Consider the following 23,868-nt stretch of genomic DNA (forward strand, 5'->3'; position numbering starts at 1 on the left):
GTCAGCATCCTTTAATGCCGTCCAGTGAGGCGGGGAAGGGGGTCGACGTGGGAACCAGAACGGTCCTGCAACAGCCCGACATCACGCGTGCCCTGACACGCATCGCGCACGAGATCCTCGAAGCCAACCACGGGGGCTCGGACCTCGTGCTCCTCGGCATCCCGACCCGGGGTGCCGTCCTGGCGGAGCGCCTCGGCCGGATCCTGGCCGGCATCGAGCCGGAGTGGTCCTCGGCCGCAGGCGGCATCGGGACGGAGCGTGTCGGCACGCTCGACGTCACCATGCACCGGGACGACCTCGGCCACGGCATCGGTCGCGCGCCGCACCGGACGGTCATCCCCGCCGGCGGCATCGACGGCAAGGTCGTCGTGCTCGTCGACGACGTGCTCTACTCCGGTCGCACCGTCCGCGCCGCGCTCGACGCGCTGCAGGGCATCGGGCGGCCGCGTGCCGTCCGGCTCGCCGTGCTCGTCGACCGCGGCCACCGCGAGCTGCCGATCCGCGCGGACCACGTGGGCAAGAACCTGCCGACCGCGTCCGACGAGCGGGTCACGCTGCACCTGGCCGAGACCGACGGCGACGACACCGTGTTCATCGAGCAGGGGGTGGCGTGATGCGGCACCTGCTCTCCACCGCCGACCTGTCCCGCGACCAGGCCGTCCACATCCTCGACGTCGCCGAGGAGATGGCCGAGGTCAACACGCGCGAGGTCCGGAAGCTCCCGGCCCTGCGCGGCAAGACCGTGGTGAACCTGTTCTTCGAGGACTCCACGCGCACGCGCATCTCGTTCGAGGCCGCCGCGAAGCGCCTGTCCGCCGACGTCCTGAACTTCGCCGCGAAGGGCTCGAGCGTCTCGAAGGGCGAATCCCTGAAGGACACCGTGCAGACCCTCGGCGCGATGGGCATCGACGGCATCGTCATGCGCCACGGTGCCTCGGGCGCCCCGCGGGTGCTCGCCGACGCCGATTGGATCGACGTCCCCGTGGTCAACGCCGGTGACGGGACCCACGAGCACCCGACGCAGGCGCTGCTCGACGCCTTCACCATGCGCCGCCGCCTGCACGGCGCCGGCTCACGCGGCCAGGGCCTCGACGGCGTGCGCGTCCTGATCATCGGCGACGTGCTGCACAGCCGGGTCGCCCGGTCGAACGCGTGGCTGCTCCGCACCCTCGGGGCGAGCGTGACCTTCGCCGCGCCGCCGACGCTGCTGCCCGCCACCCCGACCCCGTTCGGCGCCGCGGTGCACCACGACCTCGACACCGCCCTGGCCGAGGACCCGGACGTCGTCATGACGCTCCGCATCCAGCAGGAACGCATGAACGACGCCTTCTTCCCGAACCCGCGCGAGTACACGCGGCACTGGGGCCTGACGGCGGCGCGCTTCGGGCGGCTGTCCGAGCGCACGCTGATCATGCACCCCGGTCCGATGAACCGCGGACTCGAGATCGCCGGCGTCGCCGCCGACGACCCCCGCTCGACCGTCGTCGAGCAGGTCGAGAACGGCGTCTCGGTCCGGATGGCCGTCCTCTACCTCGCCCTGACGGGCAGTGCCGGCAACGGCACCGACGCGAAGGAGTCCGCCGCATGACCGCTCACCTGATCCGTGGCGCGCAGCTGGTCGACGGCTCGCGTGCCGACATCCGTCTGGAGGGCGGGCGCATCACCGCGGTCGGGACCGGTCTCGACACGGCCGGCGCCACCACCGTGGACGCGGACGGCCTCATCGCCCTGCCCGGTCTCGTGGACCTCCACACGCACCTGCGCGAGCCCGGTCACGAGGAGTCCGAGACGGTCCTGACCGGCTCGCGTGCCGCGGCTGCCGGCGGGTTCACCGCCGTCAACGCCATGGCGAACTCGAGCCCCGTCGCGGACACCGCCGGGGTCGTCGAGCAGGTCCAGGCCCTCGGGGACGACGCCGGCTACGTGACGGTCCGCCCGATCGGCGCCGTGTCACAGGGGCTGCAGGGCACGCACCTGTCCGAGATCGGCGCGATGGCGACCTCCCGGGCGAAGGTCCGGGTCTTCTCGGACGACGGCTCCTGCGTGGCCGACCCGCTGCTCATGCGCCGCGCACTCGAGTACATCAAGGGCTTCGGCGGGGTGCTCGCGCAGCACGCCCAGGAGCCCCGGCTGACCATCGGCGCGCAGATGAACGAGGGCCGACTGTCCTCGGAGCTCGGCCTCGCCGGCTGGCCCGCCGTCGCGGAAGAGGCGATCATCGCCCGCGACGTCCTGCTCGCCGACCACGTCGGAGCACGCCTGCACGTCTGCCACGTCTCGACGGCCGGCAGCGTCGAGGTGATCCGGTGGGCGAAGTCCCGCGGCATCGACGTCACGGCCGAGGTCACGCCGCACCACCTGGTGCTCACCGAGGACCTCATCGCCGGCCGCGACGGTGCCCCCGGGTACGACGCCCGCTACAAGGTGAACCCGCCGCTCCGCGCCCGCGAGGACGTCGAGGCACTCCGCGCGGCCCTGGCCGACGGCACCATCGACATCGTCGCGACCGACCACGCACCGCACACCGCCGAGGCGAAGTGCTGCGAGTGGCCCGCCGCCGCGAACGGCATGGTCGGCCTCGAATCGGCGCTGAGCGTGGTGCAGGCCGCGGTGGTCGACGACGGCCGGCTCGACTGGGCCGACGTCGCCCGGGTGCTGTCCGAGGCACCGGCGCGGATCGGCCAGGTCGAGGGGCACGGGCAGCGGATCGCCGCGGGCGCCCCCGCCGAGATCACCCTCTACGACCCGTCGGCCAGTCGCGAGTTCGCGGTCACCGACCTCGCCGGGCAGTCGCAGAACTCGCCGTACCTCGGCATGACGCTGCCGGGCCAGGTCGTCGCCACCTTCCACCAGGGGTACGCGACGGTGCTCGACGGCGTGGTCGTCGACGCGGAGACGATCGCGGCGCACGCCGCGGCGCTCCGGACGGGGGCGCGCGCATGAGCGGCGACGCCCAGCGCTGGCTCCTCGGCGCGGTGATCCTGCTCGCGGTCGCCGCCCTGTTCGTGGCGATGGCGCGCACCTGGCGGACGCGGACCAGGAAGCAGGCGGAAGCCGTGCCTCCGGTCCGGGTACCGGCCGATCTGGCACCTGCGGTCGGGTCGTGGGACGGGTTCACCGTCGCGACGACCCGTGCCGACCAGCCGTTGGAACGCATCACCGCAGGCGGCCTCGGGTTCCGCGGCCGCGGCGGGGTGACGGTCCACGCGACCGGCGTGGTGATGCGCCTCGCCGGCACGGACGACCGCTGGATCGCGCGTGACGCGGTCCGCGGTGCCGACCGCTCCACGTGGGCGATCGACCGAGTGGTCGAACCCGGGGGACTGGTCCGTCTGCGATGGACGGCGACCGGCGCCGCAGGTGCGACGGACCTGGACACCTACTTCCGGTTCCCGGAGGGCGACGCAGCCGCGCTGCACGCCCTGCAGGGACTGACCGAGACCGGGCCGCAGGCGACTGCGGCCGATGCTCCGCGAACCGCGGGCGAAGGGAAGAAAGCATGACACGCGAACGGGCCGTCCTGGTCCTCGAAGACGGCACCCGGTACGACGGCTGGGCCTACGGCGCCCGTGGGCGCACGCTCGGTGAGGTGGTCTTCGCGACCGGCATGACCGGCTACCAGGAGACGCTGACCGACCCCTCCTACGCCGGGCAGATCGTGGTGCAGACCGCGCCGCACATCGGCAACACGGGCGTGAACGACGAGGACCCCGAGTCCCGTCGCATCTGGGTCGCCGGGTACGTGGTGCGCGACCCCAGCCGCGTGGTGTCGAACCACCGCGCGAACGCCACGCTCGACGACCACCTGGTGCGCGACGGCATCGTCGGTATCTCTGGCATCGACACTCGCGCACTCACCCGCCGCATCCGTGACGCCGGCGCCATGAAGGGCGGCGTCTTCAGCGGTGCGGACGCCGCACTGCCGGAGTCGGAGCAGCTGAACGCGGTCGTGTCGCAGGCGACGATGGCCGGTGCGAGCTTCTCGGCGGTCGTGTCCACCCCGGAGACCTACGTCGTCCCCGCCGAGGGCGAGCAGATCGGCACCCTGGCCGTGCTCGACCTCGGTGTGAAGGCGTCCACCACCCGGTACCTCGCCGCGCGCGGTTTCGAGGTGCACGTGGTGCCGCAGGACATCTCCGCTCCGGAGCTGGAAGCCCTCGCACCCGACGCCCTGTTCTACTCGAACGGCCCCGGCGACCCCGCCGCGTCGGACGCGCAGGTCGAACTGCTGCAGGACAGCCTGCGCACCGGCCGGCCGTTCTTCGGCATCTGCTTCGGCAACCAGCTGCTCGGCCGCGCGCTCGGCTTCGGCACCTACAAGCTGCCCTTCGGCCACCGCGGCATCAACCAGCCGGTGCTCGACACGACCACGGGCAAGGTCGAGATCACGAGCCAGAACCACGGCTTCGCGGTCGACGCGCCCCTCGGCGAGGTCCTCGAGTCCCCGGCCGGGTTCGGTCGGGTCGAGGTCTCGCACTACTCGCTGAACGACAACGTGGTCGAGGGCCTCCGCGCGCTCGACGTGCCGGCGTTCAGCGTGCAGTACCACCCCGAGGCCGCCGCCGGACCGCACGACAGCATGTACCTCTTCGACCGGTTCGCGGACATGGTGCGCGAGCGTCGCGACGGGGAGCCGCTCGACGCGGCCACCGCCGATGCCACGACCCCCGCAGCAGACATCACCAAGGAAGCGAACTGATGCCCAAGCGCGCAGACATCAACTCCGTCCTCGTCATCGGTTCCGGCCCGATCGTCATCGGTCAGGCCGCCGAGTTCGACTACTCCGGCACCCAGGCGTGCCGCGTCCTCCGGGCCGAGGGCGTCCGGGTCATCCTGGTCAACCCGAACCCGGCGACGATCATGACCGACCCCGACTTCGCCGACGCGACCTACATCGAGCCGATCACGAACGCGTCGCTCGAGGAGATCATCCGCATCGAGAAGCCGGACGCCGTCCTGCCGACCCTCGGCGGCCAGACGGCCCTGAACGCGGCCATCGCGCTCGACGAGGCCGGCATCCTCACCAAGCACGGCGTCGAGCTCATCGGTGCCAAGGTCGAGGCGATCCAGCGCGGCGAGGACCGCCAGCTCTTCAAGGAGCTCGTGCTCGAATCGGGCGCCGACGTCGCCCGCAGCCACATCGCGCACACGCTCGAAGAAGCGAAGGAGTTCGCGAAGGACCTCGGGTACCCGCTGGTCGTCCGCCCGTCCTTCACCATGGGCGGCCTCGGCTCGGGCTTCGCCTACAACGAGGCCGAACTCGTCCGCTTCGTCGGCGACGGGCTGCAGTCCAGCCCGACGACCGAGGTCCTGCTCGAGGAGTCCATCCTTGGCTGGAAGGAGTACGAGCTCGAGCTGATGCGCGACAACTACGACAACACCGTCGTCATCTGCTCCATCGAGAACGTCGACCCGGTCGGTGTCCACACCGGTGACTCGATCACGGTCGCCCCCGCGCTGACCCTGACCGACCGCGAGTACCAGAACATGCGGAACATCGGCATCGACATCATCCGTCGCGTCGGTGTCGACACCGGCGGCTGCAACATCCAGTTCGCCGTCGACCCGTCCAACGGCCGCGTCATCGTCATCGAGATGAACCCCCGCGTGTCACGCTCGTCGGCCCTCGCGTCGAAGGCCACGGGCTTCCCGATCGCCAAGATCGCGGCGAAGCTCGCCATCGGCTACCGGCTCGACGAGATCGAGAACGACATCACGAAGGTCACCCCGGCGAGCTTCGAGCCGACGCTCGACTACGTGGTCGTGAAGACCCCGCGGTTCGCGTTCGAGAAGTTCCCGGCCGCCGACGCCACCCTCACCACGACGATGAAGAGCGTCGGCGAGGCGATGGCCATCGGCCGGAACTACGCCACCGCACTGCAGAAGTCGCTGCGCTCGCTCGAGAAGCGCGGGTCGAGCTTCCACTGGGACACCCCGGCGGCCGAGCTCGACAAGGACGCCCTGCTGGCGAAGTCGTCGATCCCGACCGACGGTCGCATCGTGACGGTCCAGCAGGCCCTGGTCGCGGGCGCCACCGCGGACGAGGTCTTCGAGGCCACCAAGATCGACCCCTGGTTCATCGACCAGATCGTGCTCATCAACGAGGTCGCGGACGAGGTCCGTGCCGCCGACACCCTCGACGCGGACACCCTGCGCTGGGCGAAGGAGCACGGCTTCAGCGACACCCAGATCGCGAGCCTGCGCAGCTCGGACGCGGCACCGGTCTCCGAGCAGCAGGTCCGCGACGAGCGGCACGCCCAGGGCATCCGGCCCGTCTTCAAGACGGTCGACACCTGCGCCGGCGAGTTCCCGGCCCTGACGCCGTACCACTACTCGTCGTACGACACCGAGACCGAGGTCGTCCCGAGCGACCGCAAGAAGGTCGTCATCCTCGGCTCCGGCCCGAACCGCATCGGGCAGGGCGTCGAGTTCGACTACTCCTGCGTGCACGCGTCCTTCGCGCTGAGCGCCGCCGGGTTCGAGACGATCATGATCAACTGCAACCCCGAGACCGTGTCGACCGACTACGACACCTCGGACCGCCTGTACTTCGAGCCCCTGACCGCCGAGGACGTCCTCGAGGTCATCGAGGCCGAGGCCGCGTCCGGCGAGCTCGTCGGTGTCGTCGTGCAGCTCGGTGGTCAGACCGCCCTCGGCCTGGCGAAGCCGCTCGAGGCCGCGGGCATCCCGATCCTCGGCACCAGCCCCACCGCGATCGACTCGGCCGAGGAGCGCGGGCAGTTCTCCGCCATCCTCGACGCCGCCGGCCTGCTCGCACCGCGCAACGGCACCGCCCACGACCTGGCGAGCGCGACCACGGTGGCCGAGGAGATCGGGTACCCCGTCCTCGTCCGCCCGTCGTTCGTGCTCGGCGGCCGCGGCATGGAGATCCTGTACGACTCCCCGTCGCTGGCGGACTACTTCGACCGGATGGCCGACCAGGCGATCATCGGCCCGGAGCTCCCGCTGCTGGTCGACCGGTTCCTGGACGACGCCGTCGAGATCGACGTGGACGCGCTCTTCGACGGCGAGCGGCTGTACATCGGCGGCATCATGGAGCACCTCGAAGAGGCCGGCATCCACTCCGGCGACTCGGCGTGCACCCTGCCCCCGGTCGGCCTCGGCCGCGCGGAGATCCAGGGCGTCGTCGACGCGACCGAGAAGATCGCCCGCGGCATCGGCGTGCAGGGCCTGCTCAACGTGCAGTTCGCCATCGGCGCCGGCGTGCTCTACGTCCTCGAGGCGAACCCGCGCGCCAGCCGCACGGTGCCCTTCGTCTCGAAGGCGCTCGGCATCCCGCTGGCCAAGGCCGCGTCCCGCATCATGACCGGCACCACGGTCGCCGAGCTCGTCGCCGAGGGCATGCTGCCCGAGCGCGACGGCGCGTTCGTGCCCGCGCAGTCGCCGGTCGCCGTGAAGGAAGCCGTGCTGCCGTTCCGTCGCTTCCGCACCCGCGAGGGCCAGGTCGTCGACTCGGTGCTCAGCCCCGAGATGCGCTCCACCGGCGAGGTCATGGGCATCGACCGCGATTTCCCGCGGGCGTTCCTCAAGTCGCAGGACGCCGCGTACGGCGGCCTGCCGACCAGCGGCACGGTCTTCGTGAGCGTCGCCGACACCGACAAGCGCGCGATCGTGCTGCCGGTGCACCGCCTGCAGCAGCTCGGCTTCACGATCATCGCGACCGAGGGCACGGCGGAGATCCTCCGCCGCAACGGCATCGAGGTCGGGATCGTCGGCAAGTACAGCCAGGGTGGCGAGAGCGTCGTCGACCTGCTCGCCACGGGCGAGGTCGACATCGTCATCAACACGCCGTCTGGTGCCGCCGGTCGTGCGGACGGGTACGAGATCCGCGCCGCCACGGTGGCGGCGGACAAGCCGCTGTTCACGACGATCGCGCAGATCGGGGCGGCCGTCGCGGCGATCGAGACGATCGGTTCGCCGCTCAACGTCCGCAGCCTGCAGGACTACGCGCGCGAGCGCGCGACCTGGTGACGGCTGCCATCGTGGACACGCCCCGGTCGGGAGGCCCGGCCTCCTTCGGCGACCGCCTCGCGTCCGCCATGGGGGAGCGTTCACCGCTCTGCGTCGGGATCGACCCCCACGCCGCCACCCTGGCGGCGTGGGGGCTCGCCCGCGACGAGCAGGGCCTCACGGCGTTCGGCGCGACGCTGGTCGACGCGGCCGCCGGCCGCGCGGCAATCGTGAAGCCGCAGGTCGCCTTCTTCGAGGCGGCGGGGGTTGCGGGCTACCGTGCGCTCGACGCGACGATCCGCCGGGCACGCGATGCGGGCCTCCTGGTCGTCGCCGACGTGAAGCGGGGCGACATCGGGACCACCGGTGACGACTACGCGCTCGCGTGGCTCGACCGCGACGGGCCGTTCGCGGCCGACGCGATGACCGTGTCGCCGTACCTCGGGTACGGCTCGCTCCGGGGCACGATCGACGTCGCGCGCCGGAACGGTGCCGGGGTCTTCGTGCTCGCGGCGACGAGCAACCCCGAGGCCCGGGTACTGCAGACCGCGGTGCTCGCCGAGGGACCGCGTACCGGCCGGACGGTCGCGGCCGGTATCGTCTTGGACGTGGCAGACGACAACCGGTCCGTGGGCGATCAGGCCCTCGGCGACGTCGGGCTCGTGCTCGGCGCGACCCTTCACCTCGACGACTTCGGCATCGACGCGGACGCGATCGGCACCGCGCCGGTCCTCGCACCGGGCTTCGGTGCCCAGGGCGCCCGCATCGAGGACCTCCGTGCGCTGTACGGCGCGCGTGCCGAGCAGGTGCTCGTGAGCGAGTCGCGCGGCCTGCTGACCGACGGTCCGGACGGTGCCGCGGCGCTCGTCGCCGACCGCGCCGATCGCATCCGCACCGCACTGGCGGCGGCAGCGTGACCGACGACCACGAGGGCCTGCCCGCCCACCGCACCCCGCCAGAGGTCGACCGCGTCGCCGCGGCGAAGGCCGCCGTGGCCGCGCGACGCGCCCGGGCCGCGGTGAAGGCCGCGATCGCGTCGGGGGAGCGCTCCGCGCTCGACGTCGCCCGTGCCGCGTGGGACGACTCGCTGGTCGAGACGACCTCGGCCGAACGCTCGCTGCGGGTCCGTGACCTGCTGGTGAGCCTGCCGGGCATCGGCCCCGCGCGAGCCGAGGCGATCATGGGGTCCCTGCGGATCGCACCGTCGAAGCGCCTCGGTGGCCTGGGGACCCGGCAGCGCGCGGCCCTGGCCGACTGGCTCGCCGCCCGCGGTCGCAAGCGTGGTGCCTCGAAGCTCGTCGTGCTCGCCGGACCCACCGCGGTCGGCAAGGGCACGGTCAGCGCACACATCCGACAGCACTACCCGGACGTCAACCTCAGCGTCTCCGCCACCACCCGGAAGCCGCGCCCCGGCGAGGTCGACGGCGTGCACTACTACTTCGTGGACGACGACGAGTTCGACCGCATGATCCGCGACCGCGAGCTGCTCGAGTGGGCGACCGTCCACAACTCGTACCGCTACGGCACCCCGCGCCCGCCGATCGACCGCGCGCTCGACGCCGGCGAGAAGGTCATGCTCGAGATCGACCTGCAGGGCGCCCGGCAGGTCCGCGACGCCATGCCCGAGGCGGTGCTCGTGTTCCTGCTGCCCCCGACGTGGGAGGAACTGGTGCGCCGGCTCATCGGCCGTGGGACCGAATCCGCGGAGGAACAAGCGCGTCGCCTCGAGACCGCGAAGGTCGAGCTGGCCGCCCAGGACGAGTTCGACGTGCGGATCGTGAACTCCGATGTCGGCACCGCGGCACGTGAGGTCGTAGACTTGTTCTCTGCGCCCTGACGGGTGCACTGACTTCGAGGAGACACCATGGCCAACCCCCAGGGCATCATCGACCCGCCCATCGACGACCTGCTCAGCAAGGTCGAGTCGAAGTACGCGCTCGTCATCTTCGCGTCCAAGCGCGCTCGCCAGATCAACGACTACTACGCCGACCTGCACGAGGGCTCGCTCTTCGACAACGTCGGACCGCTCGTCGACTCGACGATCGACGACAAGCCGCTGTCCGTCGCGCTCCACGAGATCAACGAGGACAAGCTCACCGTCACCAAGCAGCAGCAGCCCACCGACTGATCCCGGTGACTGCAGCTGCTCTCCGCCTCTTCACGTCCGAGTCGGTGACCGAGGGGCACCCCGACAAGATCTGCGACCAGATCTCGGACAGCATCCTCGACGCACTGCTGACGGTCGACCCGAACGCGCGCGTCGCCGTCGAGACGATGGTGACCACCGGGCTCGTGCACGTCGCCGGCGAGGTCACGACCTCCGGCTACGTCGAGATCCCCAAGCTCGTCCGTGACGTCATCACCGGCATCGGCTACAACTCGTCGGACGTCTCGTTCGACGGTGCCACCTGTGGTGTCGAGGTCTCGATCGGTGCGCAGTCGCCGGACATCGCGCAGGGTGTGGACGAGTCGCTCGACTCCCGCACCGGTGCGGTCGACCCGCTCGACCGCCAGGGCGCCGGCGACCAGGGCATCATGTTCGGCTTCGCGACGAACGAGACGCCCGAGTACATGCCGGTCGCGATCTGGCTGGCGCACCGCCTGGCCGAGCGGCTGGCCGCGGTCCGGAAGTCGGGCGAGCTGTCGTTCCTGCGCCCGGACGGCAAGACGCAGGTCACCATCGGGTACGACGGCGTCGTGCCGAAGACCGTCGAGACCGTCGTGCTCTCCACGCAGCACTCGCCGAGCGTCACGCTCGACGAGCTCACCGCCGCGATCACCGAGCACGTGATCCGTCCGGTCCTCGACCTGGTCGACCTCGACTCGTCGCACGTCGACGTCATCGTGAACCCGACCGGTCGCTTCGAGATCGGCGGCCCCCAGGGCGACGCCGGGCTGACCGGCCGCAAGGTGATCGTCGACACCTACGGCGGGGCCTCCCGTCACGGTGGCGGCGCGTTCAGCGGCAAGGACCCGTCGAAGGTCGACCGTTCGGCGGCGTACGCGCTGCGCTGGGTCGCCAAGAACGCGGTCGCCGCGGGGCTCGCCGACCGGCTCGAGGTGCAGGTCGCGTACGCGATCGGCCGTGCGAAGCCCGTCGGGCTCTACGTCGAGACCTTCGGCACCGGACACGTCGACGACGCCACGATCGAGGCCGCCATCCGCCAGGTGTTCGACCTGCGTCCGGCCGCGATCATCCGCGACCTCGACCTGCTCCGACCGATCTACGCGCAGACCGCGACCTACGGCCACTTCGGCCGCGAGCTCCCCGGGTTCACGTGGGAGCAGCTCGACCGTGTCGAGGAACTCCGCGCCGCCGCAGGACTCGTCGCCGCGACCGTCTGAAGCACCGCGTGACCACCGTCGCGCGCGTCGTCCTCGACTCGCCGCTCCCGCAGTTGGACCGTCTGTTCGACTACCGGGTACCGGCCGAGCTCGAGGACGACTGCGTCGCGGGGGTCCGCGTCAAGGTGCCGCTGCGCACCGGGGCGCGGATGTCCGACGGCTACGTGGTCGAGATCGTCACCGAGGGTGAGTACCCAGGTGAGCTGAGCCAGATCGAGGCCGTCCTGTCCCCGGTGCCCGTCCTGGCGCCGGAGATCTGGACCCTCGCGCGCGCCGTCGCCGACCGGGCCGCGGGGGTCGCCTCCGACGTCCTGCGCCTCGCCGTGCCCCCGCGGCAGGTGCGCGCCGAGAAGGCCTGGCTTGCCCGTGACACCGCGTGGTCGCCGCCGCCGGTGACCGCCCCGCCCGTCACCGGCTACGCCGACGGCGTCCTGGAGGCCGTGGTGACGGAGCACGGACGCGCTGCGGTCGCCGCCGTGCCCCAGCCCGTGGCGATGGGCGACGCGGACGCGCCGGTCTGGGTCCCGGGGTGGGCCGCGACGCTCGCCCAGGCAGCCGCGCACACGATGGCGGCCGAGCAGTCCGCGGTGATCGCCGTTCCGGACTTCCGCGACGTCATCGACCTCGAGCGTGCCCTGCTCGCCGTGCTGCCGCCGGAGCGGGTGGTGCGGTTCGACGCCAAGCAGACGAACGGGCAGCGCGCGAAGGCACTGCTGCAGGCCCGCACGCACCCGGTGGTCGCGATCGGCAACCGCACGGCGATGTACGCACCGGCGACGGCGCTCGGCCTGATCGCCATGTGGGACGACGGCGATGCCTCGTTCATCGAGCAGCGGGCGCCCTACGTGCACACGCGCGACGTCGCCCTGGTGCGGGCCGCCCAGTCCGGTGCCGCGCTGCTGTTCGTCTCACACGCGCGCAGCACCGACGTGCAGCGCCTGGTCGAGCTGCAGTGGCTGCAGGACGTCGTGCCGTACCGCGTGAAGACCCCGAAGGTCATCCCCACCGTGCAGCAGACCGGGGCCGAGGGGTTCGCCGCGCAGGCGCGCATCCCGAGCTCCGCGTGGCGTGCCGCGCGCGAGGCCAGCCAGCACGGTGCCGTCCTGGTGCAGGTCGCGAGCCCCGGCTTCGGCACCGGGCTGGTCTGTGCCGAGTGCGGCGAACGCGCGCACTGCCGGGTCTGCGGCGGGCCGCTCGGCAGCCCGCACCGTGGCGCCACGCCCCAGTGCCGCTTCTGCGGAGCGCTGGCCGTCGGGTTCCGCTGCCCGACGTGCGGCAACGGCACCGTGAAGCCGGTCGGCCAGGGAGCGCAACGGACCGCCGACGAACTCGGGCGGGCGTTCCCGGGCACGCGGATCGTCGTCGCCGACGGCTCTCGCCCGCTCGACGAGGTCCCCGCCCGCCCGTCCGTCGTCGTCGCCACCCGTGGGGCCGAGCCGTCGGTGCCGGGGGGCTACGCCTGCGTCCTGCTGCTGGACGGTGAGAAGATGCTCGCCCGCGAGGGGCTGCGCGTGCAGGAGGACGTCCTGCGCTTCTGGACGAACGCGGCGGCGAAGTCGTCTCCCGGGGCCGAGGTGTACCTGGTCGGGATCGGCGGGCGGCTGGCCTCGGCGATGGCCCTGTGGCGACTCGACGGACCCGCGCACGACGAGCTGACCGACCGCCGCGAACTCCACTTCCCGCCGGCGGTCCGGGTGGCGACGATGACCGGTACCGACGAAGCCGTCACCGCGGCGGTCGAAGCGCTCGGCGACGCCGTCGTCGGTCCGGTGCTCGGCCCGGTCCCGGTCGAGGACGACGCCCTGCCGGGCACGGTCCGGGCGATCGTGCGGTTCCCGTACGCGCACGGGGCCGAGGTCGCCGCCACGCTCAAGGCCGAGGTCATCCGGCGCTCGTCGACCCGGCGGGTGCTCAAGGGCGGCAACCGCCGACGGGCCGCTCCGACGCTGCGGGTGCGGTTGGACGACGCCGAACCGTTCTCCGAGGTCTGACGCCGTCGGGCCCGGGCGGGTCCGATTGCTGCACGACGCAGAGCGACACCGTCGACGTCGTGGGACGTCGGCGGTGTCGTTCGGGGTCTGCCGCCGTGCGGCGACCGACTGGTGCGGGTCGGTCAGGCGTTGGCGGGCCGGCGACGCTCCCGCGGCAGCACGACGCCGAGGGCGACCATGCCGATGGCGAGGACGAGGTGCAGCCAGTTGTCGGCGTTGTTCAGCGGGACGAAGTTCGCACCCGAGCTGTGGCCGGCGGTGAACAGGCCGTAGATCCACAGCACGAAGTAGACGATCCCGCCGATCACCAGGTACATCCGCGAGCCGGAGGCACGGTTGGCGGCGAGCAGTCCGACGACGCCGAACAGCAGGTGCACGATGTTGTGCAGCACGGACACCTGGAAGATGCCGAGCAGCATGCCCATCGACTCGTGTCCGGCCCCGGCCAGGTCGCCGGTCGTGATGCCGGGGACGAACCCGGCGATCCCGACGAGCAGGAACACGATGCCGACCACGAGGGCGGCCTTCTGGACGGACGAACCGGCGTAGCGGTTGGTGGCGGTGGTGACGTCACTCATGGTGTCTCCTGATCTCAGCGCGGTTGCGCGGGGTTGGTGGGCACGCCGTGGGACGGCGGGTTGATCGTCGGACCGGCGGTGGCCGGCGTGACGTCCGCTGGTGCCGAGGCCCCCGCAGACGTCTCGGGGAGCTGCTCCGGCACGGAACCGGTCGGCTCCGCACCGCCGTCCAGGGCCTCGATCCGGTGACGGATCCGCTCCAGCACCGGCAACCGTGCGCCGTGGGCGTTCTCGTGGTCGAGCAGCACCTCGAGCTGCTCGCGGTCGAGGGCCGTCAGGTGCTCCGTCAGGTTGCCGAGCGGGACGTGGTCGAAGTCCGGGATGGGCAGGTCTCGGTCGGTCATGGTGCTCCTTCCTCCGATACCGCCAGAACGTACGCAGCCCACGCTCTGCTGGTGCACAGGCAGTGCCGAGCACCGCGTGCTCCGGACAGGCGGTGGGGGTCGGGTGGGCCCGTCGGCGTGGGAGGATCGAACCCATGCGTCTCGTCGTCGCCGGCAGCCCCGCTGCGGCCGTCCCCACCCTCCGCCGTCTGGCGGCGTCCGACCACGAGATCGTCGCGGTGCTCACGCGGCCGGCCACCCCGCAGGGCCGCAAGCGTGTCCTCACCCCGACCCCGGTGGCCGTCGTCGCCGCGGAGCTCGGACTGCCGGTCATCGAGGCCTCGCGCGTCGACGACGCCGTCACCGCCCGGATCGCGGACCTCGACGTCGACCTCGGCGTGATCGTCGCCTACGGTGCACTGCTCCGCCGCCCGGCGCTCGACGCCCCGAGGCACGGCTGGATCAACCTGCACTTCTCCGACCTGCCGGCGTACCGCGGTGCTGCTCCCGTGCAGCGTGCGGTGATGGCCGGCGACACCCGGACCGCCGCGACGGTCTTCCAGCTGGTCGAGGCGCTCGACGCCGGCCCGGTCTACGCCGCGCGGCCCTTCGAGATCGACCCCGAGGCGACCTCGGGCGAGGTCCTCGCGGCGATGGCCGAGGTCGGCGCCGACGTGGTGGCGGACGTCGTGGACGCCATCGCCGACGGCACCGCCGTCGCGACCGAACAGTCCGGCGAGCCCACGCTCGCACCGAAGCTCACGATCGACGACGGCCGCATCGACTTCGCCGCGCCCGCCACCGTCGTGCACGCGCGGCTGCGCGGGGTCACGCCCGAGCCCGGCGCGTACGCCCACCTGGGCGAGACCCGCGTGAAGCTGCTCCGCAGCACCCTCCAGCCGGGAGGCACGCAGGACCCCGCCCCGTCGCTCGCGCCGGGTGCGCTCGCACTCCACGGCGGTCGGCTGCTGGTCGGGACCGCCGACACCCCGCTGGTGCTGCTCGAGGTGCAGCCGGCCGGCAAGAAGGCGATGGACGCCGCCGCCTGGGCCCGTGGCCTCGGCGAACTGGACGGGAAGGTCCTCGCATGAGCCCCCAGACGAAGCCCCAGGGTGCCCGCCGCGGCCCGCGTCCGGCCAGCGCCCGCCGCGTGGCGTTCGACGTGCTCCGCGCCGTGCAGGTCGACGACGCCTACGCGAACCTGCTGCTGCCGACGCGCATCCGCCGCGCCGGGCTCACCGCCCGCGACGCCGGGTTCGCGACCGAGCTCACCTACGGGTCGATCCGGATGCTCGGCCGCTACGACGTGATCATCGCGCTGGCCTCCGGTCGCCGGGCCGAGAACATCGAGGCGGACGTCCTCGACGTGATGCGCCTCGGTGCGCACCAGCTGCTCGCCATGCGCACGCCGACGCACGCCGCCGTCGACGCCACGGTCGAGCTCGCCCGCGAGGTCGGTGCCCGCCGCGCGACCGGGTTCGTGAACGCCGTGATGCGCAAGATCGCCGCCCGCACCGATCAGGAGTGGGACGCCCTGATCACCGAGGGCCGCGCCGGGGACGCCCTGCTCGCCACCCGCTGGTCGCACCCCGTCTGGGTCGTCTCGGCGCTCCGCGACGCCCTGGCCGCGGAACGCTCCCGCGACGAGCTCGCCGCCCTGCTCGCCGCCGACAACGCCGCACCCCGGGTGCAGCTCGCGGCCCTGCCCGGACTCGCCACCGACGAGGACATCGCCACGGCGACCGCCCGCACTTCCCCAGACGACGACACCGACGCCGCGTTCGCCGACGCGACCGGTGCGGACGACGTGCCCGCGGCCCTGGTGCCCGCGGACGACGAACCGGAGGCCGACGGCGCGACCGGCACCGTGCCTCCCGTCCGGGCCGACGAGCCCGTCGTGCAGGCGGACGCCGCGCCGGTGTCGCCCGTCGGCATCCGCGGCATCAGCGGCGACCCGGCGCGCGTGCCGGGCGTCGCCGCCGGACGCCTGCGCGTGCAGGACGAGGGGTCGCAGCTCGCCGCGCTGGCGTTGAGCCGCTCGTCGGACGTGCGTGCGGGGGAGCGGTGGCTCGACATGTGCGCCGGGCCCGGCGGCAAGGCCGCGCTGCTCGCCGCCGAGGCGCAGCAGGGCGGGGCGACCCTGGTCGCCAACGAGCTCGTGCCCGCCCGCGCCGGACTCGTGCGGAACGCCCTCGGCGTGTTCGGTGACCACGTGCGGGTCGTCGAGGGCGACGCCCGTCGGTACGGACGCGACGGCACCGGGATGACCTTCGACCGCATCCTGCTCGACGCACCGTGCACCGGGCTCGGCGCGCTGCGTCGTCGACCGGAGGCACGCTGGCGGAAGCTCCCCGAGGACGTCGAGGAGCTCGCTGCCCTGCAGACCGAACTGCTCGACGCCGCCGTCCGGGTGCTCGCACCGGGTGGGACCCTGGCGTACGTGACGTGCTCGCCGCACCTGGCCGAGACCCGCGGGCAGGTCGACGCGCTGATGGGGCGGCACAGCGACCGGCTCGAGCAGCTCGACACTGCCACGATCGTCCGGGGTGTCGCCGCACGTGACCCCGAGATCGCCGACGGTGCCACGGCGCAGCTGTGGCCGCACCGCATCGGGACGGACGCGATGTTCATCGCGCTGTTCCGTCGCGTCGACTGACCACCCCGCCGACCGGGATCGGGCTCAGCGCGACCGTCGGTAGGCACTGCCGTCGCACGTGTGCACGGCCGTGTCGTCGAACAAGGTGCGCAGGTTGTACGCGGCGCAGTCCCGGAAGGTACCGATGCTGATCCACCGCGCCGAGCGGCGCAGCTCGCCCTTGGATGGGCCGTCCGAACCGATGCCGGCGCGGTGGACCGTCCAGGCGATGTCCTGCGCCTCGGCGTCGAGGTAGCGCATCACCGACTCGTTGTCCGCGTGCTGTCCGATGTACTCCCGCGCGAGCGTCGACCGGACGAGGCGGAGCACGGGCGCGAGCCGCTTGCCGGGAGGCGCACTCAGCCCACCGGCCTGGTAGAGCAGCCGCCGGGTGCCGCTCCGGCGCATGGCCGGCACGAGCGTGCGGACGAACGCGGTGTTGACCGGTCGCTTGCGCTGCGCGGCGACGTCCCCGAGCATCACAACCACGCCCGTCACGCCCTCGAGCAGCGCGTCGAGGTCGAGGCCGTCGGTGACCGAGCCCTGCACGACCTGCAGGTCGTCGTGCTGGACCGCCAGCTTCGACGGTGTCCGGACGACGGCGCGGACACGGTGTCCGGCATCGAGTGCGAGCCGGGTGAAGTGCTGGCCGGTCTGTCCGGTCGCGCCGAACACGAGCAGGTGCTGTCGAGGTGTCATCCACCCAATCTAGGCAATGACTAGAAAATAGGCAATGCCTAGTACTGCGATAGGCTCTCCCCATGCCGGAGCGTCCCTTCCACCACGGGAACCTGCGGGCCGTGCTGCTCGACGAGGCCGTCCAGGTCCTGCGCGAGGACGGCGTCGACGGGTTGTCCCTCCGTGACCTGGCGCGGCGCGCCGGGGTCAGCCACGGTGCGCCGCGGAGCCACTTCGTCGACCGCCAGGCACTCCTCGACGCCCTCGCCGTGCTCGGTTTCGAGCGACTGACCACCGCGGTGCGCCGGGCCCTCTCCGGCTCGGGCGACCTCGACGACCGGTTCCGTCGGGTCGCCATGGCGTACGTCGACTTCGCCATCGACGACGCGGCGCTCATGGAGCTCATGTTCCAGGCGTCGACGGCCGGCCGGTCCGGCCCCGTGCAGACCGCCGCCGAATCGCTGTTCGCCGTGCTCGACGGCGCGCTCGGAGCGTCCGCGCCGGAGCCCGGCGAGGACGCCCGGACCACCTTCAAGCTCCTGTTCGCCGCGACCATGCAGGGGATCGCGGGCCTCGTCGTGTCGCGCCGGATCGACCGCCCGCAGGGCGAGCGGCTGGTCGAAGCAGCACTCGGGACGATGCTCCGGTCCGACCTCGGCACGCGCGCCCTCGGCGACGGCTGACCCCGCCCCCGGACGGCGCCGCGCGCACCCGGGCAGCGCAGCCAGGCAGGCGCACGCCGGTAGGCTTGCCCGGTGACGATCCGCATCTCGCCGAGCATCCTGTCCGCCGACTTCGCGAACCTCGAGCGCGAACTCCAGCGCATCGAGACCGCCGACCTGGTGCACGTCGACGTGATGGACAACCACTTCGTCCCGAACCTGACGCTCGGGCTGCCGATCGTGCAGCGCCTGCAGCAGGTGTCGCCGGTGCCGCTCGACGTGCACCTGATGATCACCGATGCCGACCGCAACGCGCCGAAGTACGCCGAGACGGGTGCGTCGAGCGTCACGTTCCACTTCGAGGCAGCCGACGACCCGGTGGCGACCGCCGCGGCGATCCGGTCGAACGGTGCCCGGGCCGCCGTCGCCGTGAAGCCCGGTACCCCGATCACGCAGGTGCTGCACCACCTCGACGCCTACGACATGATCCTGCTGATGACTGTCGAGCCCGGGTTCGGCGGCCAGTCCTTCATGCCGTCGGTGATGCCGAAGCTCGCCGACGCCCGCGCCGCCGTCGACGCGTCCGGGCTCGACGTCTGGCTCGAGGTGGACGGCGGGATCGCGGTCGACACCGTGCCCGAAGCCGTGCGGAGCGGTGCCGACACCCTGGTGGCGGGCTCCGCGGTGTACGGCGGCGAACCCGCCGCGCGCATCGCCGACCTGCGCGAGGCTGCCGCCCGGGCGCGCTCGTGACCGGGGGAGCGCCGGAGCGCACCGGCGTCACCGAGGCGACCACTGCCTCCCGTCCGGACGGTGCGTCGGCCGCGTCGGCGGAGACCGGTAGCCTGGACCCCGTGAAGACGTTCGACGACCTGTTCCAGGAGCTCACCGAGAAGGCGCGTACGCGCCCCGAGGGCTCCGGCACCGTCGCCGAACTGGACGCCGGCGTGCACCAGATCGGCAAGAAGATCGTGGAAGAAGCCGCCGAGGTCTGGATGGCGGCCGAGTACGAGGGCGACGAGCGCACCTCGGAGGAGATCTCGCAGCTGATCTACCACCTCCAGGTCCTCATGGTCGCCAAGGGGCTCACCCCGGCGGACGTCTGGCGACATCTGTAGGAAGCGCCGCCCGGCGCACCGACGACCGCCGACGACCCCACAGAAAGCAGACCCACTGATGCTCCGCATCGCCGTGCCCAACAAGGGCTCCCTGTCCGAGACCGCGTCCGACATGCTGCGGGAGGCCGGGTACGCCGGCCGCCGCGACCCGAAGGCGCTGCACCTGCTCGACGAGCGCAACGGCGTCGAGTTCTTCTTCCTCCGCCCGCGGGACATCGCCACGTACGTGGGGTCCGGCGCGCTCGACGTCGGCATCACCGGCCGCGACCTGCTGCTCGACTCCGGTTCCGAGGCGCACGAGGTCGACGCGCTCGGCTTCGCCGACTCCACCTTCCGGTTCGCCGGCACCCCGGGTCGGTTCGCCTCGCTGCAGGACCTCGACGGCGTGCGTGTGGCCACGAGCTACCCCGGACTGGTCGGTGCGTTCCTCGCCGAGCACGGGGTCAGCTCCACGCTCGTGAAGCTCGACGGCGCGGTCGAGAGCGCCGTCCGGCTCGGGGTCGCCGACGCCGTGGCCGACGTCGTGTCGACGGGCAGCACGCTCCGGCAGGCGGGCCTCGAGATCTTCGGCCCGGTGATCCTCGAGTCGACCGCGGTGCTCGTCTCCACCGACGAGACCATCCCCGGCATCGACGTGCTCCGCCGACGCCTGCAGGGCGTCCTCGTCGCCCGTGGCTACGTGATGCTCGACTACGACGTCCCCACGGCCCTGCTCGAGCAGGCGACGGCGGTGGCGTCCGGCATCGAGTCGCCAACCGTGTCGCCGCTGCACGACCGCGACTGGGCGGCCGTCCGCGTGATGATCCCGCGGGACGACGCGAACCTCATCATGGACGCGCTCTACGACCTCGGCGCCCGGGCGATCCTCGTCAGCCCGATCCACGCCGCACGCCTGTGACCGCCGGTGGCGTGTCGGTCCGGGTCATCCCGTGCCTCGACGTCAAGGGCGGCCGCGTCGTCAAGGGCGTCAACTTCCTCGACCTGCAGGACGCCGGTGACCCCGTCGAGCTCGCGGCTCGGTACTACGAGCAGGGTGCCGACGAGCTGACCTTCCTCGACGTCGGCGCCACGGTCGAGAACCGGGCGACGATGTACGACACCGTGACCCGGACGGCCGAGCAGGTCTTCATCCCGCTCACCGTCGGTGGTGGGGTGCGCAGCGTCGACGACGTCTCGCGCCTGCAGCAGTGCGGCGCGGACAAGATCGGCGTGAACAGCGCAGCGATCGCCCGGCACGAGCTCATCGGGGAGATCGCCGACCGGTTCGGTGCCCAGGCCGTCGTGCTGTCGCTCGACGTCAAGCGATCCGACCGGATGCCGTCGGGCTTCGTGGTCACCACCCACGGCGGGCGGACCGAGTCCGACCTCGACGCCATCGCGTGGGCACGCGAGGCCGTCGAGCGCGGCGCGGGGGAACTGCTCGTCAACTCCATCGACGCCGACGGCACGAAGAACGGGTTCGACCTCGAACTGGTGGCCGCGGTGCGCGCCGTCTCGTCCGTCCCGGTGATCGCCTCGGGAGGCGCGGGTCGCGTCGAGCACTTCGCCCCGGCCGTCGACGCGGGAGCGGATGCAGTCCTCGCCGCCAGTGTCTTCCACCGTGGCGAGATGACCGTGGGGGACGTGAAGGCCGCGCTCCGCGCGACCGGCCACACCGTCCGCTGATCCGCCGCCGTAGGCTAGGAGCCTCATGACCGACAGCACCAGCACCGACACCGAGGCGGTCCTCGACCGCGCACACTTCGGTGCGGACGGCCTGCTCCCCGCCATCGTGCAGGAGGAATCGTCGAAGGACGTCCTCATGCTCGGCTACATGGACCGGGAAGCCCTCCGCCGCACCCTCACCGAAGGCCGTGTGACCTTCTGGTCGCGGTCGCGGAACGAGTACTGGCGGAAGGGCGACACGTCGGGACACGCCCAGTACGTCCGCGGTGCCGCGCTGGACTGCGACGACGACACGCTCCTCGTCACGGTGCAGCAGGTCGGGGCGGCGTGCCACACCGGTGCGCACCGGTGCTTCGACGTCGACCCGCTCGCGCCCGTGACCATGTCCGCCCCGGCGGACACGGCCGTGGAGCCGACCCGATGACCACCGCGACGATCTCCGAGACCCCGCACACGACCTCCCGACCGGAGTTCGACGGCCTGCTCGGCGACCACCGCGTCCTGCCGGTCGTCCGTGCGCTGTACGGCGACAGCGAGACGCCGGTCGGCGTCTACCGCAAGCTCGCCGACGGCCGCCCCGGGTCCTTCCTGCTCGAGTCCGCCGGTCAGGGTGGCCTGTGGTCGCGCTGGTCGTTCGTCGGCGTGCGGAGCTTCGGCGTCCTGACCCAGGAGGGCGACCGCGCGGCCTGGATCGACACCGGCATCGACGCCGAGCGCGCCGTCGGGTCGCTCGACGGTGCCCCGCTCGAGGTCCTCGCACGGTTGCACGAGCGCTGGGCGACGCCCCGCGTGCCCGGCTCGCCGCCGCTCGTCGGCGGGACCGTCGGCTTCATCGGGTGGGAGGCCGTGCGCCAGCTCGAGCACCTGCCGAACGTGCCGCCGGCCGACTTCGACGTGCCCGGACAGGCGCTGTCGTTCGTCTCCGAACTCGCCGCGCTCGACCACCGCACCGGTCTCGTGCTGCTGGTCGCGAGCGTGCTGAACGACGGCACCGACGACGCGGACACCCTCTGGGCGGACGCGCAGCAGCGCCTCGACCGCATGCAGGGCGACCTGGTGCAGCCGAGCGTCGCGACCGTCGCCGAGGCGTTCGAGATCGCCGAGCCGAACCCGACCCACCGCACGAGCCCGGCCGACTACATGGCGGCCGTCGAGCGCTCGAAGGGCTTCATCCGCGACGGTGACGTGTTCCAGGTCGTCATCTCGCAGCGGTTCGACCACGAGGTCACGGCCGACCCGCTCGACGTCTACCGGGTGCTCCGGACGCTGAATCCGAGCCCGTACATGTACTTCCTCGCCCTCGCGGATACCGCCGACGAGCGGTTCTGGATCGTCGGCGCGTCCCCGGAGGCGCTGGTCAAGGTGCAGGGCGACCGCGCCATCACGCACCCGATCGCCGGGTCGCGCCCGCGTGGTGCGACCCCGGAAGAGGACGTCCACCTCGGCGAGGACCTGCTCGGCGACCCGAAGGAGCGCGCCGAGCACCTGATGCTCGTCGACCTCGCCCGCAACGACCTGCAGAAGGTGTGCGAGCCGGGCACCGTCAGCGTCACCGAGTTCATGACCGTCGAGCGGTTCAGCCACATCATGCACCTGGTGTCGAGCGTCGAGGGGCGGGTGCGTCCCGACGCCTCGGCGATCGACGTGTTCCGGGCGACGTTCCCGGCCGGCACGCTCTCGGGCGCGCCGAAGCCGCGTGCGCTCGAGATCATCGACGAGCTCGAGCCGGCGAAGCGCGGTGCGTACGCCGGTGTCGTCGGGTACTTCGACTTCGCCGGTGACGCCGACCTGGCGATCGCGATCCGCACCGCCCTGATCAAGGACGGCGTCGCCCGCGTGCAGGCCGGTGCCGGACTCGTCGCGGACTCCGACCCGGAGACCGAGCACGTCGAGGCGGTCAACAAGGCCGCCGCCCCGCTGCGTGCCGTCGCCACGGCCAACCGGATGCGCGAGGTCCGCTCGTGAAGCGATCGCGTCCGATCGTCGTCGTCGCCGGGCTCCTGGTCGCCGGCGTCATCATGCTCGCCTGGACCCAGACCTGGTTCACCGTGCGCCTGCACGCGGGCGCCGCCGTCACCTCGACGGTCTCGGCCGACGGGGCGGCGGTCGTGCCGCAGTACACCGCGCTGGCGATCGCGAGCCTCGCGCTCTTCCTGGCGATGACCATCGCCGGACGTGTGCTGCGCATCGTGCTCGCCGCCGTCGAGATCCTGCTCGGCCTCGGGGTCGTCGTCAGCGGGATCACCGCACTCCGTGACCCGATCGCCGCTGCACGCGGTGCCGTCGGCGAGGTCGCCGGGGTCAGTGACCTCGGCGCCGTCCGCGGTGTCGTGTCGAGCGTCTCCGTGAGCCCGTGGCCCGCCGTCGGGATCGCGGGCGGCGTGCTCGCCGTGCTGCTCGGTGTGGTCGTCATCGTGGTCCAGCGTGCCTGGCCCGGCCCGAGCCGGAAGTACGGCGCAGCGACCGCCGGAGCCGCCGCGGCGGCACGCGCGGCAGCACCCGTCCAGCGCGACGCGGTCGTCGACTGGGACGACCTGAGCGCGGGCGTGGACCCGACCACCGCCGACGGCGCGGGCGCGGGGGCGCCGAGTGACGACACGGTAGGATCGACAGGGCGTCGCTCGACCGACGACGCCGGAGCAGAACGAGGAGCACCGTGAGCAACACTGAGCCCGCAGAACTCGGCGAAGGCCACTCGCCGGCCGCCTGGACCGCCGTCGTGATCATGCTGATCGGATTCGCGGCAGGCACGCTGTTCTTCTGGTTCGACCAGCCGTGGGGCGTCTGGGCCTCCGCTGGCGTCGTCCTCATCGGCCTCATCGTCGGTGGCGTGATGAAGAAGGCCGGCTACGGCGTCGACGGTCCGAAGTTCGTCCCCAAGCACCACGGCGAGTAGGGGTCT

The 23,868-nt window shown here is 72.3% G+C and carries 25 protein-coding genes; 22 read left to right on the plus strand and 3 right to left on the minus strand.

The window, feature by feature from the left end:
* Positions 1 to 14: 14 nt before the first annotated feature.
* Genes pyrR through DEJ00_RS03245 form a run of 11 tightly spaced genes read left to right on the plus strand, consistent with a single transcriptional unit; the run spans position 15 to position 13,307 of the window.
* Positions 15 to 614: a bifunctional pyr operon transcriptional regulator/uracil phosphoribosyltransferase PyrR gene (pyrR, locus tag DEJ00_RS03195; RefSeq protein WP_017887177.1), complete on the plus strand. Its 600-nt coding sequence runs from the start codon at positions 15 to 17 to the stop codon at positions 612 to 614.
* Positions 614 to 1,588: an aspartate carbamoyltransferase catalytic subunit gene (locus tag DEJ00_RS03200; RefSeq protein ID WP_027465742.1), complete on the plus strand. Its 975-nt coding sequence runs from the start codon at positions 614 to 616 to the stop codon at positions 1,586 to 1,588. Before pyrR ends, DEJ00_RS03200 begins: the two co-directional genes overlap by 1 nt.
* Complete coding sequence (locus tag DEJ00_RS03205) at positions 1,585 to 2,943, plus strand: dihydroorotase (RefSeq protein WP_111056396.1); 1,359 nt, start codon at positions 1,585 to 1,587, stop codon at positions 2,941 to 2,943. The genes DEJ00_RS03200 and DEJ00_RS03205 overlap by 4 nt, the downstream gene beginning before the upstream one ends.
* A complete protein-coding gene (locus DEJ00_RS03210) occupies positions 2,940 to 3,503 on the plus strand; it encodes a hypothetical protein (RefSeq protein ID WP_051596738.1) in 564 nt (187 codons plus the stop codon). Before DEJ00_RS03205 ends, DEJ00_RS03210 begins: the two co-directional genes overlap by 4 nt.
* Entirely contained in the window at positions 3,500 to 4,699 is a 1,200-nt protein-coding gene (carA, locus tag DEJ00_RS03215) for a glutamine-hydrolyzing carbamoyl-phosphate synthase small subunit (protein ID WP_111056397.1), read from the plus strand. Before DEJ00_RS03210 ends, carA begins: the two co-directional genes overlap by 4 nt.
* Positions 4,699 to 7,992 (plus strand): carbamoyl-phosphate synthase large subunit, encoded by a 3,294-nt coding sequence (gene carB / locus DEJ00_RS03220; protein ID WP_111056398.1) that lies wholly within the window; start codon positions 4,699 to 4,701, stop codon positions 7,990 to 7,992. Before carA ends, carB begins: the two co-directional genes overlap by 1 nt.
* An 11-nt stretch (positions 7,993 to 8,003) precedes the next feature.
* A complete protein-coding gene (pyrF, locus tag DEJ00_RS03225) occupies positions 8,004 to 8,888 on the plus strand; it encodes an orotidine-5'-phosphate decarboxylase (protein ID WP_258373514.1) in 885 nt (294 codons plus the stop codon).
* On the plus strand, positions 8,885 to 9,808 hold the full coding sequence (gene gmk / locus DEJ00_RS03230) for a guanylate kinase (RefSeq protein WP_232536487.1): 924 nt from the start codon (positions 8,885 to 8,887) through the stop codon (positions 9,806 to 9,808). The genes pyrF and gmk overlap by 4 nt, the downstream gene beginning before the upstream one ends.
* Before the next feature lie 27 nt (positions 9,809 to 9,835).
* Positions 9,836 to 10,099: a DNA-directed RNA polymerase subunit omega gene (gene rpoZ / locus DEJ00_RS03235; protein ID WP_017887186.1), complete on the plus strand. Its 264-nt coding sequence runs from the start codon at positions 9,836 to 9,838 to the stop codon at positions 10,097 to 10,099.
* A 5-nt stretch (positions 10,100 to 10,104) separates the two neighbouring features.
* Entirely contained in the window at positions 10,105 to 11,316 is a 1,212-nt protein-coding gene (metK, locus tag DEJ00_RS03240; RefSeq protein WP_110858970.1) for a methionine adenosyltransferase, read from the plus strand.
* Between the two features lie 8 nt (positions 11,317 to 11,324).
* On the plus strand, positions 11,325 to 13,307 hold the full coding sequence (locus DEJ00_RS03245) for a primosomal protein N' (RefSeq protein ID WP_111056400.1): 1,983 nt from the start codon (positions 11,325 to 11,327) through the stop codon (positions 13,305 to 13,307).
* A gap of 122 nt (positions 13,308 to 13,429) precedes the next feature.
* On the opposite strand, the gene DEJ00_RS03250 is transcribed toward DEJ00_RS03245, so the two are convergent.
* The gene (locus DEJ00_RS03250; RefSeq protein ID WP_071403720.1) at positions 13,430 to 13,885 is read right to left on the minus strand and encodes a DUF4383 domain-containing protein; all 456 of its coding nucleotides are present in this window, start codon (positions 13,883 to 13,885) and stop codon (positions 13,430 to 13,432) included.
* A gap of 14 nt (positions 13,886 to 13,899) precedes the next feature.
* Positions 13,900 to 14,229: a hypothetical protein gene (locus DEJ00_RS03255; protein WP_111056401.1), complete on the minus strand. Its 330-nt coding sequence runs from the start codon at positions 14,227 to 14,229 to the stop codon at positions 13,900 to 13,902.
* Between the two features lie 134 nt (positions 14,230 to 14,363).
* Here DEJ00_RS03255 and fmt point away from each other — a divergent pair, with 134 nt between their 5' ends.
* A complete protein-coding gene (gene fmt / locus DEJ00_RS03260; RefSeq protein WP_111056402.1) occupies positions 14,364 to 15,299 on the plus strand; it encodes a methionyl-tRNA formyltransferase in 936 nt (311 codons plus the stop codon).
* The gene (locus DEJ00_RS03265) at positions 15,296 to 16,864 is read left to right on the plus strand and encodes an RsmB/NOP family class I SAM-dependent RNA methyltransferase (RefSeq protein ID WP_258373515.1); all 1,569 of its coding nucleotides are present in this window, start codon (positions 15,296 to 15,298) and stop codon (positions 16,862 to 16,864) included. Before fmt ends, DEJ00_RS03265 begins: the two co-directional genes overlap by 4 nt.
* A 24-nt stretch (positions 16,865 to 16,888) precedes the next feature.
* Here DEJ00_RS03265 and DEJ00_RS03270 read toward each other — a convergent pair whose 3' ends face one another.
* Positions 16,889 to 17,542 carry an NAD(P)-dependent oxidoreductase gene (locus tag DEJ00_RS03270; RefSeq protein WP_111056403.1) on the minus strand — a complete coding sequence of 218 codons (654 nt, stop codon included), beginning with the start codon at positions 17,540 to 17,542 and terminating at the stop codon, positions 16,889 to 16,891.
* Positions 17,543 to 17,604: 62 nt separating this feature from the next.
* Here DEJ00_RS03270 and DEJ00_RS03275 point away from each other — a divergent pair, with 62 nt between their 5' ends.
* The 9 genes from DEJ00_RS03275 to DEJ00_RS03315 all read left to right on the plus strand — a co-directional run bounded on the left by DEJ00_RS03275 (position 17,605) and on the right by DEJ00_RS03315 (position 23,862).
* Positions 17,605 to 18,204, plus strand: a complete 600-nt coding sequence (locus DEJ00_RS03275; protein ID WP_111056404.1) for a TetR/AcrR family transcriptional regulator — start codon at positions 17,605 to 17,607, stop codon at positions 18,202 to 18,204.
* Positions 18,205 to 18,276: 72 nt separating this feature from the next.
* A complete protein-coding gene (gene rpe / locus DEJ00_RS03280) occupies positions 18,277 to 18,936 on the plus strand; it encodes a ribulose-phosphate 3-epimerase (protein WP_110864565.1) in 660 nt (219 codons plus the stop codon).
* A 101-nt stretch (positions 18,937 to 19,037) separates the two neighbouring features.
* Entirely contained in the window at positions 19,038 to 19,301 is a 264-nt protein-coding gene (locus DEJ00_RS03285) for a phosphoribosyl-ATP diphosphatase (RefSeq protein ID WP_027465728.1), read from the plus strand.
* A gap of 58 nt (positions 19,302 to 19,359) precedes the next feature.
* Positions 19,360 to 20,199, plus strand: coding sequence for an ATP phosphoribosyltransferase (gene hisG, locus DEJ00_RS03290; protein ID WP_027465727.1), 840 nt, complete (start codon positions 19,360 to 19,362; stop codon positions 20,197 to 20,199).
* The gene (gene hisF / locus DEJ00_RS03295) at positions 20,196 to 20,966 is read left to right on the plus strand and encodes an imidazole glycerol phosphate synthase subunit HisF (protein WP_111056405.1); all 771 of its coding nucleotides are present in this window, start codon (positions 20,196 to 20,198) and stop codon (positions 20,964 to 20,966) included. The genes hisG and hisF overlap by 4 nt, the downstream gene beginning before the upstream one ends.
* 25 nt (positions 20,967 to 20,991) lie before the next feature.
* A complete protein-coding gene (hisI, locus tag DEJ00_RS03300; RefSeq protein WP_110864563.1) occupies positions 20,992 to 21,390 on the plus strand; it encodes a phosphoribosyl-AMP cyclohydrolase in 399 nt (132 codons plus the stop codon).
* Complete coding sequence (locus DEJ00_RS03305) at positions 21,387 to 22,931, plus strand: anthranilate synthase component I (protein ID WP_111056406.1); 1,545 nt, start codon at positions 21,387 to 21,389, stop codon at positions 22,929 to 22,931. The genes hisI and DEJ00_RS03305 overlap by 4 nt, the downstream gene beginning before the upstream one ends.
* A complete protein-coding gene (locus DEJ00_RS03310) occupies positions 22,928 to 23,626 on the plus strand; it encodes a Trp biosynthesis-associated membrane protein (RefSeq protein WP_027465723.1) in 699 nt (232 codons plus the stop codon). Before DEJ00_RS03305 ends, DEJ00_RS03310 begins: the two co-directional genes overlap by 4 nt.
* Positions 23,623 to 23,862, plus strand: coding sequence for an HGxxPAAW family protein (locus DEJ00_RS03315; RefSeq protein WP_017887200.1), 240 nt, complete (start codon positions 23,623 to 23,625; stop codon positions 23,860 to 23,862). Before DEJ00_RS03310 ends, DEJ00_RS03315 begins: the two co-directional genes overlap by 4 nt.
* The last annotated feature ends 6 nt before the right edge of the window (positions 23,863 to 23,868 follow it).

Origin of the sequence: Curtobacterium sp. MCLR17_039, from assembly GCF_003234745.1 — a bacterium.
GTDB lineage: Bacteria > Actinomycetota > Actinomycetes > Actinomycetales > Microbacteriaceae > Curtobacterium > Curtobacterium flaccumfaciens.